Below are 17,004 nucleotides of genomic sequence, written 5' to 3'. Positions count from 1 at the left end.
TAATTGATAATTATTGTGTAAAAATACTTTTCATGGTGCATGACAAGTTCCCCTCTTGGGAGGGGTTAGGGGTGGGTGCAATTCAAGCAAAGAAATAAACATAGGAAAACAAAATGAAAAACATAATTCTTATAGCTTTCGGCATATTAATTGGAGCAGTTGGTTTTTACCTGTTTAGCCCGGGTGAACCAACGAATGTTGAAACAGCAGAACAGCTTTATACCTGTGGAATGCATCCGGAGGTTCTTGAGCCTGAACCCGGTAATTGTCCTATCTGCGAGATGAAGCTTTTGCCGGTAAACCTTTCGGGTCCTGCCGGGAAGAAAAATAATGATGAGCGTAAAATTTTGTATTGGCAGGCGCCTATGGATCCAACAGAAATTTATGACGAGCCCGGCCAATCTAAAATGGGAATGGATCTTGTGCCTGTTTATGATGATGCGAGTGGAAATGGCGGAGGCATTTTTGTAGAGGGACGCATTCAGCAAAATATGAATATGCGCTTTTCCGAGGTTAGCCATAAAACCCTTAAAAGAAGTATCCGGGCGTTTGGCCGCGTGCGAGTGGCTGAAAACCGCGAATATACGGTTACAACCAAAATAAATGGCTGGATTGAAAAACTGCATTTTAACACCACAGGCCAGTATGTAAAAAAAGGGCAGCCTTTGTTGGAAATTTATTCTCCGCAACTTGTCTCAACCCAGGAAGAATTTTTGATGGCTTACAATTCTCTTGAAAAAATTGACGATGTTCATTCCGGGGCATTTAATAATACATATTCACTTTATAACTCTGCCAAGCGCCGCCTGGAGCTATGGGATATCCCGGATCAGGAAATTGAGCGATTGAAAAACACCGGAGAGGTTAAACGAACTACAGTTTTGCGATCTCCCGTAAATGGATATCTGATTCACAAAGCAGTTGTTGAAGGCGATAAAGTGGGTGGAGCAAATTTACCACACCTTTTCTTAATTGCAGATTTGTCTCAGGTTTGGGTTGAAGCTACTGTTTTTGAAAATGAATTGCCACTGCTTAAAAAAGGTCAAAAAGCACATTTAAATCTGGATTTTGCCAACCATAGTTTTGAAGGTACGCTTGATTTCATTTATCCATATCTTGATCCAAAAACAAGATCCGCTCATGTCCGCTTAAAATTTGATAATCCTCACCTTTTGTTAAAACCGGATATGCATGCCACAGTAAACATTGAAGCAGAAGCTGCCAGTGAAGTTTTGGCAATTCCGTCTGAAGCCGTGATCCATACGGGTTTGCGTGACATTGTTTTTATTGAGCAGGAAAAAGGACATTTTCAACCACGCCAGGTGAAGCTCGGTGCAGAATCGGATGATGGGTTTGTGCAGGTATTGGGTGGATTGTTTTTGAGTGAACGTGTTGTTACATCCGGACAATTTTTATTGGATTCCGAAAGCCAAACCAGAGAGGCCATCGCCAAGATCCGCGCAGCAAAGCAAAGCCCGAAATCCGAGGATATGCCAAAAATGGAAATGGATGATAAAGAGGAATCAATTAAGACTAATCTTGAATTGCATGATCATGATCCGGAAATAGAGTTGGATCAATCAAAATTATTCACTTGTCCTATGCATCCTGAATTTATTACAAGTGATCCTGATGCGCGGTGCCCATTTTGCAAAATGAAACTGAATGAGATGGATGAATTTGCTGAACCAGATAATCTTTATACATGTCCGATGCACCCGGAATATGTTTCAACAGAATCGAGTGACCGTTGTCCGATTTGTGAAATGAAGCTTGTGGAGAAAGAAGTTCGGTAAAATAAAAACTGAGATCCTTCACTTGTTCACCAAATGAGTAGGATGACAAACGAATGTTGTCATGCTGAGGAACGAAGCATCCCATTGATTAAAGAAATTAGAAAAAAAGGGATTCTTCTCTCCACTCTGTTGCGATCAGAATGACACTTTTAAGGAAGCATAAAAGGCAAAATTAAAGGAATTAAAAAATGCTTGAACAAATAATTGAAAAATCTATAAGCAATCGCGTTTTGGTTTTAGTAAGTGCGGTTTTAATCCTGATTGGCGGGATCTATTCCATTTTTGATACGCCTGTAGATGCGATCCCGGATTTGAGCGATGTGCAGGTAATTGTTTATACGGAATATGCAGGGCAAGGACCAAATGTGGTTGAGGATCAGGTTACTTATCCTTTAACAACGGCGATGCTTTCCGTACCCTTTGCCAAAGATGTTCGCGGATATTCTTTCTTTGGTTTTTCCATGGTTTACATCATTTTTGAAGAAGGCACTGATCTTTATTGGGCGCGAAGCCGTGTGCTGGAATATCTTAATTATGCTGCTAATCGCTTACCCAAAAATGTGGCACCACAACTTGGGCCGGATGCAACTGGTGTCGGTTGGGTTTTTGAATATGTGCTAAATGGCGGTGATGAATATGATTTGCAGGAATTACGATCCATTCAGGATTGGTATTTGAAATATGAGCTGGCCAGTGTCTCAGGTGTTTCCGAGGTTGCTTCAATCGGCGGATTTGTAAAGCAATATCAAGTGGAGGTTGATCCATTAAAACTACAGGCCTTCAATATTTCAATTTCCAAAATCAGGCAAGCTATACAACGCAGCAATAACGATGTCGGCGGCCGGTTGGTGGAAATGGGCGAGACAGAGTTTATGGTTCGTGGGCTCGGTTACATAAAATCTATTGATGATTTAAAAAATGTGCCGGTTGGCATGGGGCCAAATAATGCGCCCATTCTGCTTGGCGATATTGCCAATATTCATATTGGACCTGAATTGCGACGTGGAATTGTGGAATGGAATGGCAAAGGCGAAACGGTAGCCGGGATTGTTGTTATGCGTTTTGGGGAAAACGCGCTGGAAGTTATTGAAAATGTAAAGCAAAAAATTGAGGAGCTAAAGGTTGGCTTGCCTGAGGGCGTCACTATCGAAACAGCTTATGACCGATCAAACCTGATAAAACGCGCCATCGATAATCTGAGTGAAAAGCTGCTTGAGGAAAGCCTGATTGTTGCCCTGGTTATAATAGTTTTTCTGCTCCATTTGCGTAGCTCTTTTGTGGCGATTATTGTCCTGCCACTTGGAGTTTTAGCATCGTTTATAATAATGCGCGCCCAGGGATTAAATGCCAATATAATGTCTCTTGGTGGGATAGCCATTGCCATTGGCGCTATGGTGGATGCGGTGATTGTGATGATTGAGAATGCCCACAAACATTTGGAGGGAAAGGAAGGCATTTCCGGGGAAGAGCGTTGGAAAATTATTTTAAAAGCCTCTAAAGAAGTTGGTCCATCTCTATTTTATTCGCTTTTAATAATAACGCTTTCTTTTATTCCCGTCTTCTCGCTGGAACAACAGGCAGGCAGGTTGTTTAAACCATTGGCTTTTACAAAAACTTATGCTATGGCTGCTTCGGCAATTTTGGCGATCACTATTGTACCGGTTTTAATGGGCTATTTTATCCGCGGCAAAATTCACTCTGAGGAGAAACATCCTTTAAGCCGTATATTGATTCGTTTATACCGACCGGTAATTCATTTTGTTTTAAAATGGAAATGGCCAACCATTGGCAGCGCTTTTTTGATCGTACTTATTACTATTTTCCCAACCATGCGCATAGGGTCAGAATTTATGCCGCCTTTAGATGAAGGTGACTTGCTTTATATGCCTACAACTTTGCCGGGAATATCCGTCACCAAAGCAAAAGAATTGTTGCAGCAAACTGATAAAATTATTGCCCAATTCCCGGAAGTGAAAACCGTGTTTGGCAAAATTGGTCGCGCAGAAACTGCAACCGATCCGGCACCGTTGACGATGATCGAAACGACAATCACTTTAAAAGAAAAATCCGAATGGCGACCGGGTATGACCATGGAAAAACTGATTGATGAGCTCAATGCGGCAGTTGATTTTCCCGGTTTGACAAATGCCTGGACCATGCCCATAAAAACACGCATTGATATGTTGAGTACCGGTATCAAAACACCTGTTGGAATAAAATTGATGGGACCGGATTTGCAGGTTTTGAGTGATCTTGGCCAGCAGATTGAAGCAATATTAAAGGACGTACCCGGGACATCCAGCGTAATTGCGGAAAGGGTTACTGGCGGAAATTATCTCGACTTTGATATTAATCGTGAAGCGGCCGCGCGTTATGGTTTAACCGTTGGTGATATTCAGGATGTTATCATGACGGCTGTTGGTGGAATGAATGTTACAACAACTGTTGAAGGTTTGGAAAGGTATCCTGTAAATGTGCGCTACAGCCGCGAGCTCCGTGATAATATTCCGGCCTTGAAACGCGTTTTAATTGCCGCTAAAAATGGTGTTCAAATTCCATTGGGGCAAGTTGCTGATTTTGAAATCCATAAAGGCCCGCCGGGTATTAAAAGCGAAAATGCAAGAAGGACTGCATGGTTATATGTTGATCTGCGAAATATAGATGTCGGCAGTTATGTGGACGAGGCTCGTAAAATCGTAACCGAAAACATCGATTTCCCTGCTGGTTACAGCATTGTGTGGAGTGGGCAGTACGAATATATGCAACGGGCCAATGAACGCCTTACGCTGGTAATACCAATCACGCTAATAATAATTTTGTTGCTGCTTTATTTTAATTTTAAAAATATGACTGAAAGCCTGATTATTATGTTATCGCTTCCTTTTGCACTGGTTGGAGGTATTTGGCTGATGTTGTTTGCAGGGTATAATTTTAGTGTTGCAGTAGCTGTAGGTTTTATTGCCCTGGCAGGGATTGCTGCTGAGACCGGTGTTGTGATGCTGCTTTACATCGACAATGCTTTTAAAGATTGGAAAAATAGGGGCAAGATGAATTCTATTTCTGATTTGAGAGAAGCTGTAATACATGGAGCTGTAGAACGCGTACGCCCAAAACTGATGACGGTAAGTACGACTATTGCAGGTTTATTACCGATTATGTGGGGCATGGGTACCGGCTCGCAAGTAATGAAACGGATTGCCGCACCAATGGTTGGCGGGTTGGTCAGTTCAACTATTTTAACACTGATTGTTATCCCGGTAATTTATTTTATGTGGAAAGAACGGGAATTTAAAAAGTAAGTGTTGTTTGGGCGTACTTCGCTACTTCTTTTAAATTTAACAATCAAGTCTGTTCACAATCGCAATCCAGGCAGCCATGTTTTGCACACATCTGGCAAGTTTCTTCCAGGCGTTGTTTAAGCTGTTGCCTGGCGCGGTGTCGTTTTACCTTTAAATTATTTTCGCTAATGTTCAGCTTTTTTGCAATTAAAGATGTTTGTTTTTGATTGAGTTCAAGCTCTTTAATAAGCCACGCATAGTCTTCATTCATCGTAGGAATTAGTTTTTCCATACAAGTACAAGCTAATTGATCTATTTCATCGGCGTTTGGTAAGTTGCCAGGATCTTCAATAGTTAATTTGTTTTTAGCTTGCTTTCTATACAGATCCGTAATTGTATTACGAAGAATTGAAAAAAGCCAAGCACGGATATTGGCTTCTTCTTTTAATTGATCTTGTGCTTTTACAGCTTTAAGCAAACTATCCTGAACAACATCTGCGGCTAATTGTTGATCATTGAGTTTTGAATGAGCGAACGACAATATTTCGTCAAGATGAGTATTTAACGCATTTTCAAAATCTTTCATTTCTTTGTGTAACCTTTTTAAAGTTCTTCGTCTACGCGGAAAATAAACAAGACAGAGCATACAAAAAATGGGAGAAACAAAAAAGATGAAAACAAATTCGCTGATGAAGCACACATATAAAATATCAGGAATGACCTGCCTAGGCTGTAAAACAAGTGTGGAGGTAGCTTTGGCTAATTTAAAAGAAGTTGAAAGTGTAGCAATTGATTTGAATAAGGAAGAAGTTGTAATTGAAATGACCTCACATATTCCAATAGAAAAACTTCAGGAAACCTTAAAAGGGGCAGGACTGCATTATTCAATTGATTTGCCTGGTAAAGAAAACAATCATTCATATCACCAACATGCTATAAAAAATTTGGAAGGTGGAAATGGGATCCATTATTGCCCGATGAACTGTGAAGATGATAAAACTTATGACAGTGCCGGATCATGCCCAGTATGTGGAATGGATTTATTGGAGCACCCAAAAATCGAAACAGCTTCACAATATACTTGCCCCATGCATCCGGCGATAATAAAAGATGCTCCGGGTGATTGTCCAATTTGTGGAATGGATTTAGTTCCCCTGGACCCATCAGAAAGTGAAGAAGACAAAAGCTATTTAAAATTACTTAAAAAAATGAAAGTGGCCGTTTCATTTACAATCCCCGTTTTTATTATTGCTATGGCAGACTTAATTCCGGGAAATCCGCTGGGGAAAGCATTTTCACAATTAACCTGGAACTGGATTCAGCTGCTATTAGCGCTGCCTGTTCTGTTTTATGCCACCTGGATGTTCTTTGAACGGGCATATAAGTCAATTGTAACTTGGAATCTGAATATGTTCACTCTTATTGGAATTGGCGCGGGCGTTGCTTTTCTATTCAGCATCTTTGCATTGCTTTTCCCGGATATTTTTCCAGACCAATTCAAAACCGAAAATGGAACGGTATTTGTTTACTTTGAGGCTGTTACTGTTATTTTGACCTTGGTTTTATTAGGCCAATTACTTGAAGCTAAAGCGCACAGCCAAACGAGTGGTTCAATAAAAGAATTATTAAAATTAACACCTACTGAAGCCACATTGGTAACAGATGATGAGGATAAAATTATTTCTATCGATGCCATAAAAAAGGGTGATCTTCTTCGTGTAAAACCTGGTGAAAAAATCCCTGTAGATGGAAAAATAACTGGTGGCCAAAGTTATATTGATGAATCAATGATAAGCGGCGAACCAATTCCTGTAGATAAAAGTGTAGGGGATACTGTTAGCTCCGGGACAATAAATGGAATAAAGTCCTTTGTGATGTTAGCTGAAAAAGTAGGGTCAGAAACCTTGCTTTCACAGATAATTCAGATGGTGAATACGGCTAGTAGATCAAAGGCACCTATTCAAAGATTAGCAGATAGAATTTCTAAATACTTTGTTCCGATAGTTGTTTTAATATCATTGGTTACTTTTGTTTCATGGTATGCTTTCGGTCCAAACCCGGCAATAGTATTTGCTTTTGTAAATGCAATTGCTGTTTTAATAATTGCATGTCCATGTGCATTGGGTTTGGCGACTCCTATGTCTGTAATGGTTGGTGTTGGTAAAGGGGCTCAAAATGGTGTGTTGATTAAAAATGCCGAAGCATTGGAAAAATTGAATAAAGTGGATGTGTTAATAACAGATAAAACAGGAACAATAACCGAAGGCAAACCCACTGTTGAAAAAGTTATCGATATTTTTGGTAATTATGATGAGAAATTATTGGAATATCTGGTTGCAATAAATCAATATAGCGAACATCCTCTGGCGAATGCCATTGTAAAATATGGACAAGAAAAGAATGTTCGGATACAGGAATCTAAAGATTTTAAAACAATAATAGGTAAGGGTGTTACAGGAGTTGTCGGCGATAAAAGAATTGCTGTTGGAAATAATAAAATGATGGATCAAGTAAAATCTATAATTCCTATGGAGTTAGAAAAAGAAGTTAAGGCCGAACAAAAGCTTGGCAAAACAGCATCGTATATTTCCATTGATGGAAATGTAGTTGGCTTTGTCACAATTAAGGATGCTCTAAAGGGTAGCAGTATGCAAGCGATTTCAGACTTAAAAAAACATGGTATTGAGGTGATTATGTTAACCGGTGATAATAAAAACACGGCAAATGCTGTTGCTGATCAATTGAATCTTGCACGTTATAAAGCGGAATGTCTACCGGAAGATAAATTAAATGTAATTCGGGAATTACAAGATGAAGGCAAAGTAGTCGCAATGGCCGGAGATGGGATTAATGATGCACCCGCGTTAGCACGGGCTGATATTGGCATTGCAATGGGCACAGGGACAGATATCGCCATTGAAAACAGCGAGGTCACATTGGTAAAAGGTGATCTTATCGGGATTGTTAGGGCCATAAGGTTGGGTGAAAAAACAGTGAAAAATATCAAACAAAATCTTTTTTTTGCTTTTATTTATAATATTTTAGGTGTGCCCATTGCAGCGGGAATTTTATTCCCTGTATTTGGTCTTTTACTTTCACCAATGATTGCGGCAATGGCAATGAGTTTTAGTTCTGTTTCAGTGATTGCTAATTCTTTAAGGTTGAAAAATATAACATTAGGTTAATAATAACTTACATATTTTATAGGGGGCTGGACAAACTATTGTGGAATCTTTGCACAACCCCCTGGTTTTGAATCAGATTTTGCGGAACTACAAGAAATGATTGGCAATAGGAAAATGAAAAAAATCTTCTACCATTTGTTGACTGGCCACTGTAATTCAACGGAATAATTATTACCCTCAAGTTTTTGACTCAATAGCTTTACGGGCACTCCTTTTACTTTATAACCGTTCATGGACAAAGTAAGCGCAAAGCCATGCCAAAAATTCAAGGGTATTTCAGAATGGTTGCCTTCAAAGATTGTACAAGCCAGCTTACAACCGTCTTTCCATTCAACCCGAAATGGCTCTTCAATTTTTAAGTCTTTTTTGATTGCGATTCCGACATGCCAGGTTAGGTCCTCATCAGCCGTCCATTCGGGTGTATTAAAATATCGTACAAATGGCGCACTTAGCGTTTTAATATTCCGTTTTTTGACATACCTCTGAATTTTTAAAAGCGCGCCATTCTCTTGATCATGGCTACCTTTCATTTGCAAGATAAGTTCATGACGACCCCGCATATGCCTTGTATAAATATCAACTTTGGGAATTGGCTCCTCAAATTTTCTAATCTCTATTTCAAAGTTAAATGCAGGACGTTGCTTGCCGGGTTGATGGACGCCATTTGGCCAGTAGATGTGGTGAGGTGGTAGCGATCTGTAGTTATTATGGTATAACCAGGAAGTAGCCTGGATACTCCAATTTTTTTGATCAAAGTTTTTTCCAACCCGGGCACTTAAAACATCTCGCCTGGGAATACGAATCACCTGAAAAGGTTTCTTAACCGCTACGCTATCTTTAATTCGGAAAGCGGCCTCCCATCGAACATTTAAAATTCCTACAATAGATTCATCATCATATTTTCTAATAAATGGATTACCAAACTTTTTGATCATGTTTGCATCCATGTAATTTCTCAACTTTTCAAAAACAGCTGGCATCTGATCTGTTGTCCCGGTAACCGGAAGTATTATGGCCCAAAAGGGATCAGATTGTTGCACTTTAAAAACTGGTTTAGGTTCGGGCTTGAACAGATTGATAATTTTATCAATTACGCTGCCGTTTTCAACGCTATCCTTATATTGAACAGTGCGTCCATCTGCGATTGGGGTGTTAAAGTTATCCTGATTTAATGATATATCGGACGATTTCTCCATAGCAGCCATAGGCATAATTGCAATAACTATAAAAAGGGATGCTAAAGCAGAATTTAAAACGATCCATTTCCTGCTTAACCATTTTTTCTTCTCCAACCATTTTAAACGCGAAACCAGACGAAAAGGCTCTTCAAAAACCCCAAGTAGCCCGAGACCCGGTTCAACTGTTTCGGTAAGCAATTTTCTTGCTGTATTTAATAGGGTCTGCCGGTATTGGTTTGTTTTTTCGCCCAAAACACTGGCCACAGTCAAATCACAACAAATCTCGCGAACATGTTTCATCTCCCTCCTAACCCAGATCATAAGAGGGTTAAACCAGTAAATAATCTGCATTACCAAACAAAGCCCATGAAGCCACAAGTCACCACGTTTCAAGTGTGATAATTCATGAATTAAAATGTGTTCCACATCTTTCTTTGGCAAGGAGTTTAAATAATTTGCCGGAAGGAGCAAAACAGGTCTTAGCAAACCATAAACGGCTGGAGTAACCGCTTTATCCGAAAATACAATAGCAGGTAAGTTCATCAGGCCAATACGTTTACTTGTATCAACTAATAGTTCATTAAACCATGCTGGAATTGTTTCATTCTCTTTATATCGCCGATGCCATTTGCGTAATTTGACCATTTTCAAAATTAGTAGCGAAAAGAATACCAGCATGCCGGCTATCCAGATTACAAAAGCATAAGTTTTCCAGGATTGGTTTACCCCTGCTTCGAGGTATTCTACGGTTTGGGGGTCAATATTTTGGTCAGATTTATGGGTCTTGCTGCCAATTGTAGAATTAAAATTATGGGATTTGTTTCTGTTTTCTATGTGTTTTTCACTATTTGCCCCGGCAAAAACGATGCGTTCATAAGATTGTGGATTTATATTCGAAATAATACTACTGGAGCTGGACCATGTTGGTGACACCATCAATTTGACTAATACAAGCAACCAAAGCCCATAGCGCACTTGCGGCCAAACCCAGCGGCGGATTAAAATGTCTATTGTTGAAATTATAATTATAAACAGAGTTGCTTGCCATAACATTGCAGCCATCCATTGCCACCAAACATTTACCAGATAATTAACCTCAGCGAACATAATGAACCTCCGTCATTTTTCAGATTCTTCTAATAGTCGAATAAGTTCCTGGCGCTCTTTTGCAGAGATTTTTTTGTGATTCACCAGGAAATGCATTAGCGGTTCAAATGCTCCATCCAGAACTTTGTCAAAAAGTGTGGACATTGCACTACGCTGTGCATTTTCTTGCGAAATTAATGGTTCGTAAATACTTGTGTTACTATTTTTCTTTTCAGAAACAGCTTTCTTAGCAACCAGACGGGATAGCATTGTTTTAACAGTTGTGTAGGCCCATTTTACATTCCCGGGAATATGCTCGATTATTTCACGTGCTGTTGCTGGTGATTTTTTCCAAAGGGCATTCATTAATTGCCATTCGGGCTCGGTAAGCTTCATAAATCATCTCCTTTCTACGTTTGTAGAAGAACATACTACATCTGTAGAACCTTGTCAAGTTTAAATTCTACATTTGTAGAAGAAAATGTAATTGTTCTGGATTAATGATAGTAATTAAAACAATAGATTTTTGTTGTTTTATTGGAATAAAACAAATGATTTTTATGTATTAAAAAACAAATATATTTTGTATATTAAAAGCTACTTTAGCCTTATTAATAATTGTTATTGTAAAGGATTTTAAAATGAAATTAGGTCTGTTTTTAATTTATGGAGCGTTTGTAGCTACAATATTTTCAATGTGGCATTACTACCGTTTGTCAGTATTAGAAAAAAATAGAAAAGAAATAAAAGCTGCAGAAAAATCTAAGAAAATGGCAAGGGTTGGATTTTATGCAATGACCATTTTTGTAAGCTTTGCATCTGTTTATTTATGGTATCTAATATTTACCCATGCGTTTCAGGTTGATTATATTTATAGATATACATCGCGCAGTCTTGGTACAGGATATCTTTTTTCCGCATTTTGGGCAGGCCAGGAAGGTTCTTTTCTTTTCTGGACATTAATGACTGCCGTTATGGGTGTTGCATACATGCAAACTGCCCGGCGCCTGGAATCGTATTCCATGCTGGTCATTAATATTGTCCAGTTAGCATTTTTACTATTATTAATTATTGCTAGTCCATTTGCCATCCAAAATGGCACACCACCGGATGGTGCAGGCCTTAATCCATTATTACAAAACCCATGGATGGTAATTCATCCGCCGGTATTATTTTTAGGATATGCTGCAACAACAATTCCATTTGCAATAGCTTTTGCCGTTTTGCTAAAACAGGAATATAAAAATTGGGAAAAACTGGCTTTACCCTGGGCGCTTTTTTCATCGATTACAATAGGTGCAGGAATTATTCTTGGCGCATACTGGGCTTATAAAGTTTTAGGCTGGGGTGGATACTGGGGATGGGATCCTGTTGAAAACTCTTCACTTATAGCCTGGCTCGTTGTGTTGGCTTTATTTCATGGGCTAATAGTAACAAGGCTTCGCAATACGTTGCATAAAACCAATTTTTTAATGGCTATCTTGTCTTTTGGTATGGTCCTTTACGCTACATTTTTAACTCGAAGTGGTGTGTTAGCAGATTTTTCTGTGCACTCATTTCAAGATCTTGGAATTAACGGATATCTCACTATTTATGTTATCTCATCAATTTTTATTGGCATTGCGCTTTTATATGTTCGAAGAAAATCTTTACCAAATATTACAATTGAATGGACATTCTTTTCGAAAGAACAGGTTTTGGTCCTCACGGTACTTTTATTATCCTTAAGCGCGGTTATGACTTTGATCGGTACATCATCGCCGCTAATTACCCAGCTTTTAGGCGATCCTGCGCAGGTCGATATTTCCTTTTATAACAAAGTAAATATGCCTATTGCCATCGGTATGTCCATATTACTTGGCTTGGCACCTTTATTAAGCTGGCGGGAAGAACCTTTCAAAGAAATAATTATCCGGCTTATCCCATCCTTTGTTCTTGCGGTGATTACGCTAATCATTACTATAGTTATAGAAATGCCTGGTTTTCAAAATATAATATTTACTGTTTCAGCGGCATTTGCACTAACCAGTAACTTTGTGGTTTTTGCCCAAAAAATAAAATTAGGCTGGCGTCTGGTTATCGCACCATTGGCTCACGTTGGTGTGGGTTTTTTATTTATTGGAATAATTATCTCAGGGCTTTTTAGCGAATCAGAACGCTTTTCCTTAACTAAAAATGTATCAAAAACTGCCATGGGATATGATCTTATCTACAAGTCTGACTTTAACAGTCCGGATGGAAAACATGGTTTAAAAATTGATATAACACAAAACGATGAGACAATTGAAGGTGATCCGCGATTGTATATGAACGATTATACCAGAAGCGCGATGAGCGAACCATTTTTGAACGAAGGTCTGTTTAACGATTTTTATCTTTCATTAATGCAGAAGATCGATAATAATTCCGGAAACAGTTCCACTTTTGTGATGTCAAAAGGTGAGCATAAAGATTATGCCGGATATCATATTACATTTAAGACTTTTAACATGGCTCAGAATCCTGAGAATAAAGAATTTGTCGTATCGGCAATACTGGAATTTACAAAGGAAGACAAAACCTTTGAAGTGAGTCCATCTTTAGCAATGACAAAAGGAGATCAACATCCTCATCCTGCTACAATACCCGGTTCAGAACATGGGGCAGTTAACCCAACCGTTACAATTGTTGGCATTAATGCTGAGCAAGGACAGGTAAAATTGGAATTTGACGGCTTAGACGAAACTCCTACAACACCAAAACCGGAACAGGTTATAGTAGAAATTAGCAATAAACCATTTATGGGTGTTTTATGGATTGGGACAATTGTTCTCACACTTGGGACAATTTTGGCCATGCAGCGCAGAACAGAAGAAGTGAAGCTAATCCCGAAGGAAATTGAAAAGACCACCCATCAAAAACTTTGTCCAAAATGTAAATCTCCCAATTCTGAAACGGCAAAATTTTGTACGGATTGTGGCACAAAACTTAAAACAAAAAAAGCAAAACAATCAAAGTAACTATTATGGAGCGCCTTTCTAAAAGCGCTCTTTTTTTATTTTAGTTCTTCAGCTGAATATCCAAAATGCCCATACTGTTTTTTGTATTTATAAATTAATGGATTAAGCCGTCCACCATTTTGGTTTTGGATATATTTATAAATTTTTCCCCGTCCAACATCGTCCATGCTTTCAACTATAATCTCAAATTCTTTGTCAATATCTGCATCAGAAAGAACAATATTTTTTTGTTTATCCAAATCTAAAAATTGAGGAATGATTTTGAATAACTTGATCATGATTACGTTCAAATTATCGATTAACCCCTGGCCGGAGATACGGTAAATTTTATCCACGTGTTTTTCCGATAGAATAACTGAATCACGCCAGTAATCGTAAATTTGTGCCTTTTGATCATGCGTAGTTGGTCCATCCAGTTCAATTCCAATTTTCTGTTTTTTATGGCCAATAAAAAAATCCAGCCTGAAATTGTTGCAGATAGTTTCTACTTCATACTGTGGGATTAAATTAACATTTTTCTTTAACAGTGGAATTAATCTATTATTAAAAGTTTCTTCAAGCGGGCTTTCGAATGGCGGGCTGATCTTTTTTTTAGCAGGCATATAGTTTAAAAAAATAAAGATCGCACGGGGAAAATCCCCGTACGATCAAAAAGAAATTACTTTTTACTTAATGGTTTTCCATCTTGATCAACACTGCCTGCAATTACAGTAACAGCCGCATCAGGATCGATATATTTCTTAATTGCGTTATTAACCTGCTCTAAAGTTACTTTGTTTATTTCATTTGGAAAATTATCCATGTATTCAACATCGTAGCCTTGTTGTATAAAACCAAGTATCTGGGCAGCCATTCCGCGGGAAGTTGCCAAACCAACTTTATATCTTCCGGTTAGTCTCTTTTTTACACTTTGAAGTTCTTTGGCAGTAACACCTTCATTTACCCAGCGTTTGAATTCACGCATGGTAGATTTCAACCCTTGATCTAATAAATTTGGCGCAAATGTAGCGCCAATAAACCATTTACCATCGGAGTAAATGTCACTTGTATGGGTTGAGTATATGCCATAGGTCAAACCTTCATCATCACGGATGATTGACATCAGGCGTCCGGCAAAACCGGTACCAAAAATAGTATTTCCAAGATAAAATGGTAAACCATCTTTATCCGTACGTTTTAGCCCACTGGCTTGGCCAATTAAAATAGAAGTACTTGTTTTCCCCTCCATTGTAACAATGTGCTTGCCAGATTTTGTTTTAGTAGTTTGTTGCTCATATTGTTTATGTGTAACACCACCGTCCCAGCCAGCAAATGCATTTTTTAATGATTTTTGGATCATTTCGCTATCAACATCTCCTGCAGCGACAAATATCATCGATTTGGGACCATAGAATTTTTTGTGAAAAGCTTTTACGTCTCCAATTGTAACAGCCTTCATTTGCTCTATTAAGTTTTCGATTGTTTCATCATAGTTTGGATGATCTTCGCTAAAAATCAATCGGTTTAGTTTTTCGGTTGCACGGGAGTTTGTGCTTTCTAACTGGCGTTTTAAATTAGCTTCAGTTTGTTTTTTTAATTTTACAAGTTCCTCTTCAGAAAAGGCAGGCATCCGCAGTTGTTCAGCAAGCAAATCAATCACAGCCGATACATCTTTTTTAAGACAACGCGCGTTAAAAGTAACATTATATTTATCGATCCCAAACCGAAGTGTGGCACCAAGGTTTTCAAGTTTTTCGGCAAGTGCGAACTTATCATTTTTTGTTGTGCCTTTATCCAGCATCCGTCCGGTCAAATCAGCTATCATGCCATTATCACCTGGGCTGAAAATATCTCCACCAGCCATACTTCCTGTAATTGTCACTACATCTTTAACACCGGTTTTTGATGTGATTACATCTATCCCGTTTATGTTTTTACGTTCAATATTTTTAGCAATCGAGCTCTCTGTTGGCTGAGGTTGAACAGGAGATAATGCAGCCGCAGGTGTTTCCATTCCAGGTGTACGGTAAAACTGCGGTTGTTTTTTTAATGAACTTGGGCCTGGTTTATCTTTACCACCTCCGGGAAGAACAGGAATAAAATGCCCTGTTGTGCTGTGGTCTTCAATAAAGTATTCATTTGCTACACGTTTAACATCTTCTGCAGTAACTTTTCTAATATTGTCCAAGTAATTTGTATAGAATGTCCAGTCACCCCGGGCGATGGATTCATTGATTCTGCTGGCGATGGAAAAAGAACCATCACGTCCAAAAGCTGTAGCGGCTTTTATTTGGCTTTTGGCGCGGGTAACTTCAGCATCGGTAACGCCTTCTTTTTTGATTTTATCAAATTCTGCTAAAATAATTTTTTCAACTTCATCGTGTGTTACACCTGGTGCAAGAAAGGCATACGAAATATATAGACTTGGATCCTTGAACATAGAGTGATCATCGAAAGCATTTGAAGCTTTGTTGTTATCTATAAGAGCTTTATACATTCTGCTGTTTTTTCCATTTTGCATAATATTGTCAAGTACAGCAAGACTATATGTATCTGCATTCAGTGCGCCTGGTATCTTCCATCCAATACCAACAACACCTAATTGCCCCGGGCGTTTAATTGTAACGCGGCGTTGACCTTCTTGTTTTGGCTCAACTGTATATAATTCAGGAATTGGGTTAGGTGACTTTGAAATTTTACCATAATATTTTTTTATCAATTCCAAGGCATGTGTTTTATCAAAATCTCCAATCACCGTTACAGTTGCATTGTTTGGCCAATAAAATGTGTTATAAAAATCTCTCAATTTTTCCATAGTCACATTTTCAATATCAGATTTCCAGCCAATTGTTGAGTGATGATAAGGATGAGCCTGAAAAGCTGTTGCAAATATTTCTTTATCCAATGTTTGGTAAGGGCTGTTTTCACCACGTTCATATTCATTGCGAACCACTGTCATCTCTGCTTCTTTGTCTTCTTTTAATAATAACAGGTTGCGCATACGATCGGCTTCAAATTCAACCGTTGTTTCCAAATATTCGCTTGGAATACTTTCATAATAGTTTGTCCGGTCAGTCCATGTTGTGGCATTGAGCATGGCACCTACATTGCCAAGAAGATTATCTATATGACCGCCATTGGCCTTGTTAAATCTTGGTGTCCCTTTAAACATTAAGTGTTCAAGAAGGTGTGTTGAACCTGTTGTTCCAGTTACCTCATTACGGGAGCCAACGTGAAAAGTAACCATAAAAGTTAACACAGGAGCTGAATGATCTTCCATCAGTAATACAGTAAGATCATTTGACTCTAATTTGAATTCTTCTATTCCCCCAAGTTCTTTGACTTTGCTATAGCCATCAGGAACTGAAGCGTTTGAAAATGAAATGGTTAAAAACAGCATAACCATAAAAATGAGCATGCGAGACATGTCTTCTCCTTTTTTGATATGTTTTGGTTTAATTATAGTGCAGGAATTGTATTTTCGTAATAATTAATAAAATGTT

The 17,004-nt window shown here is 38.5% G+C and carries 9 protein-coding genes; 4 read left to right on the top strand and 5 right to left on the bottom strand.

The window, feature by feature from the left end; genetic code table 11:
• The first annotated feature begins 113 nt into the window (after nt 1-113).
• Complete coding sequence (locus HND50_19015) at nt 114-1,796, top strand: efflux RND transporter periplasmic adaptor subunit (GenBank protein NOG47340.1); 1,683 nt, start codon at nt 114-116, stop codon at nt 1,794-1,796.
• Nucleotides 1,797-1,984: 188 nt separating this feature from the next.
• Complete coding sequence (locus tag HND50_19010; GenBank protein NOG47339.1) at nt 1,985-5,095, top strand: efflux RND transporter permease subunit; 3,111 nt, start codon at nt 1,985-1,987, stop codon at nt 5,093-5,095.
• A gap of 43 nt (nt 5,096-5,138) precedes the next feature.
• Here HND50_19010 and HND50_19005 read toward each other — a convergent pair whose 3' ends face one another.
• Entirely contained in the window at nt 5,139-5,660 is a 522-nt protein-coding gene (locus tag HND50_19005) for a sigma-70 family RNA polymerase sigma factor (protein ID NOG47338.1), read from the bottom strand.
• Between the two features lie 103 nt (nt 5,661-5,763).
• Here HND50_19005 and HND50_19000 point away from each other — a divergent pair, with 103 nt between their 5' ends.
• A complete protein-coding gene (locus tag HND50_19000; protein ID NOG47337.1) occupies nt 5,764-8,259 on the top strand; it encodes a copper-translocating P-type ATPase in 2,496 nt (831 codons plus the stop codon).
• A gap of 128 nt (nt 8,260-8,387) precedes the next feature.
• Here HND50_19000 and HND50_18995 read toward each other — a convergent pair whose 3' ends face one another.
• Together HND50_18995 and HND50_18990 are read right to left on the bottom strand one after the other, a co-directional pair.
• Nucleotides 8,388-10,544: a hypothetical protein gene (locus tag HND50_18995; protein NOG47336.1), complete on the bottom strand. Its 2,157-nt coding sequence runs from the start codon at nt 10,542-10,544 to the stop codon at nt 8,388-8,390.
• Between the two features lie 12 nt (nt 10,545-10,556).
• Complete coding sequence (locus HND50_18990; protein ID NOG47335.1) at nt 10,557-10,919, bottom strand: BlaI/MecI/CopY family transcriptional regulator; 363 nt, start codon at nt 10,917-10,919, stop codon at nt 10,557-10,559.
• 245 nt (nt 10,920-11,164) lie between these two features.
• On the opposite strand from HND50_18990, the gene ccsA reads away from it, so the two are divergent.
• Nucleotides 11,165-13,522 carry a cytochrome c biogenesis protein CcsA gene (ccsA, locus tag HND50_18985; GenBank protein NOG47334.1) on the top strand — a complete coding sequence of 786 codons (2,358 nt, stop codon included), beginning with the start codon at nt 11,165-11,167 and terminating at the stop codon, nt 13,520-13,522.
• Between the two features lie 35 nt (nt 13,523-13,557).
• On the opposite strand, the gene HND50_18980 is transcribed toward ccsA, so the two are convergent.
• Together HND50_18980 and HND50_18975 are read right to left on the bottom strand one after the other, a co-directional pair.
• A complete protein-coding gene (locus HND50_18980) occupies nt 13,558-14,124 on the bottom strand; it encodes a hypothetical protein (protein NOG47333.1) in 567 nt (188 codons plus the stop codon).
• A gap of 56 nt (nt 14,125-14,180) precedes the next feature.
• Complete coding sequence (locus tag HND50_18975; GenBank protein ID NOG47332.1) at nt 14,181-16,928, bottom strand: insulinase family protein; 2,748 nt, start codon at nt 16,926-16,928, stop codon at nt 14,181-14,183.
• Nucleotides 16,929-17,004: the final 76 nt, after the last annotated feature.

The sequence above is a fragment of the Calditrichota bacterium genome (genome assembly GCA_013112635.1).
In the GTDB taxonomy this organism is placed as follows: domain Bacteria; phylum Calditrichota; class Calditrichia; order Calditrichales; family J004; genus JABFGF01.
The sequence above is the reverse complement of the archived record's forward strand: the minus strand, read 5'-3'. Positions and strand labels throughout refer to the sequence as shown.

Bases quoted from the DNA above. Each gene is read 5' to 3' on its own strand.
- HND50_18995 (NOG47336.1), bottom strand. From the start codon at position 10,544: ATGTTCGCTGAGGTTAATTATCTGGTAAATGTTTGGTGGCAATGGATG.
- HND50_18990 (NOG47335.1), bottom strand. From the start codon at position 10,919: ATGAAGCTTACCGAGCCCGAATGGCAATTAATGAATGCCCTTTGGAAA.
- HND50_18980 (NOG47333.1), bottom strand. From the start codon at position 14,124: ATGCCTGCTAAAAAAAAGATCAGCCCGCCATTCGAAAGCCCGCTTGAA.
- HND50_19010 (NOG47339.1), top strand. From the start codon at position 1,985: ATGCTTGAACAAATAATTGAAAAATCTATAAGCAATCGCGTTTTGGTT.
- HND50_19000 (NOG47337.1), top strand. From the start codon at position 5,764: ATGAAGCACACATATAAAATATCAGGAATGACCTGCCTAGGCTGTAAA.
- HND50_18975 (NOG47332.1), bottom strand. From the start codon at position 16,928: ATGTCTCGCATGCTCATTTTTATGGTTATGCTGTTTTTAACCATTTCA.
- HND50_19015 (NOG47340.1), top strand. From the start codon at position 114: ATGAAAAACATAATTCTTATAGCTTTCGGCATATTAATTGGAGCAGTT.
- ccsA (NOG47334.1), top strand. From the start codon at position 11,165: ATGAAATTAGGTCTGTTTTTAATTTATGGAGCGTTTGTAGCTACAATA.
- HND50_19005 (NOG47338.1), bottom strand. From the start codon at position 5,660: ATGAAAGATTTTGAAAATGCGTTAAATACTCATCTTGACGAAATATTG.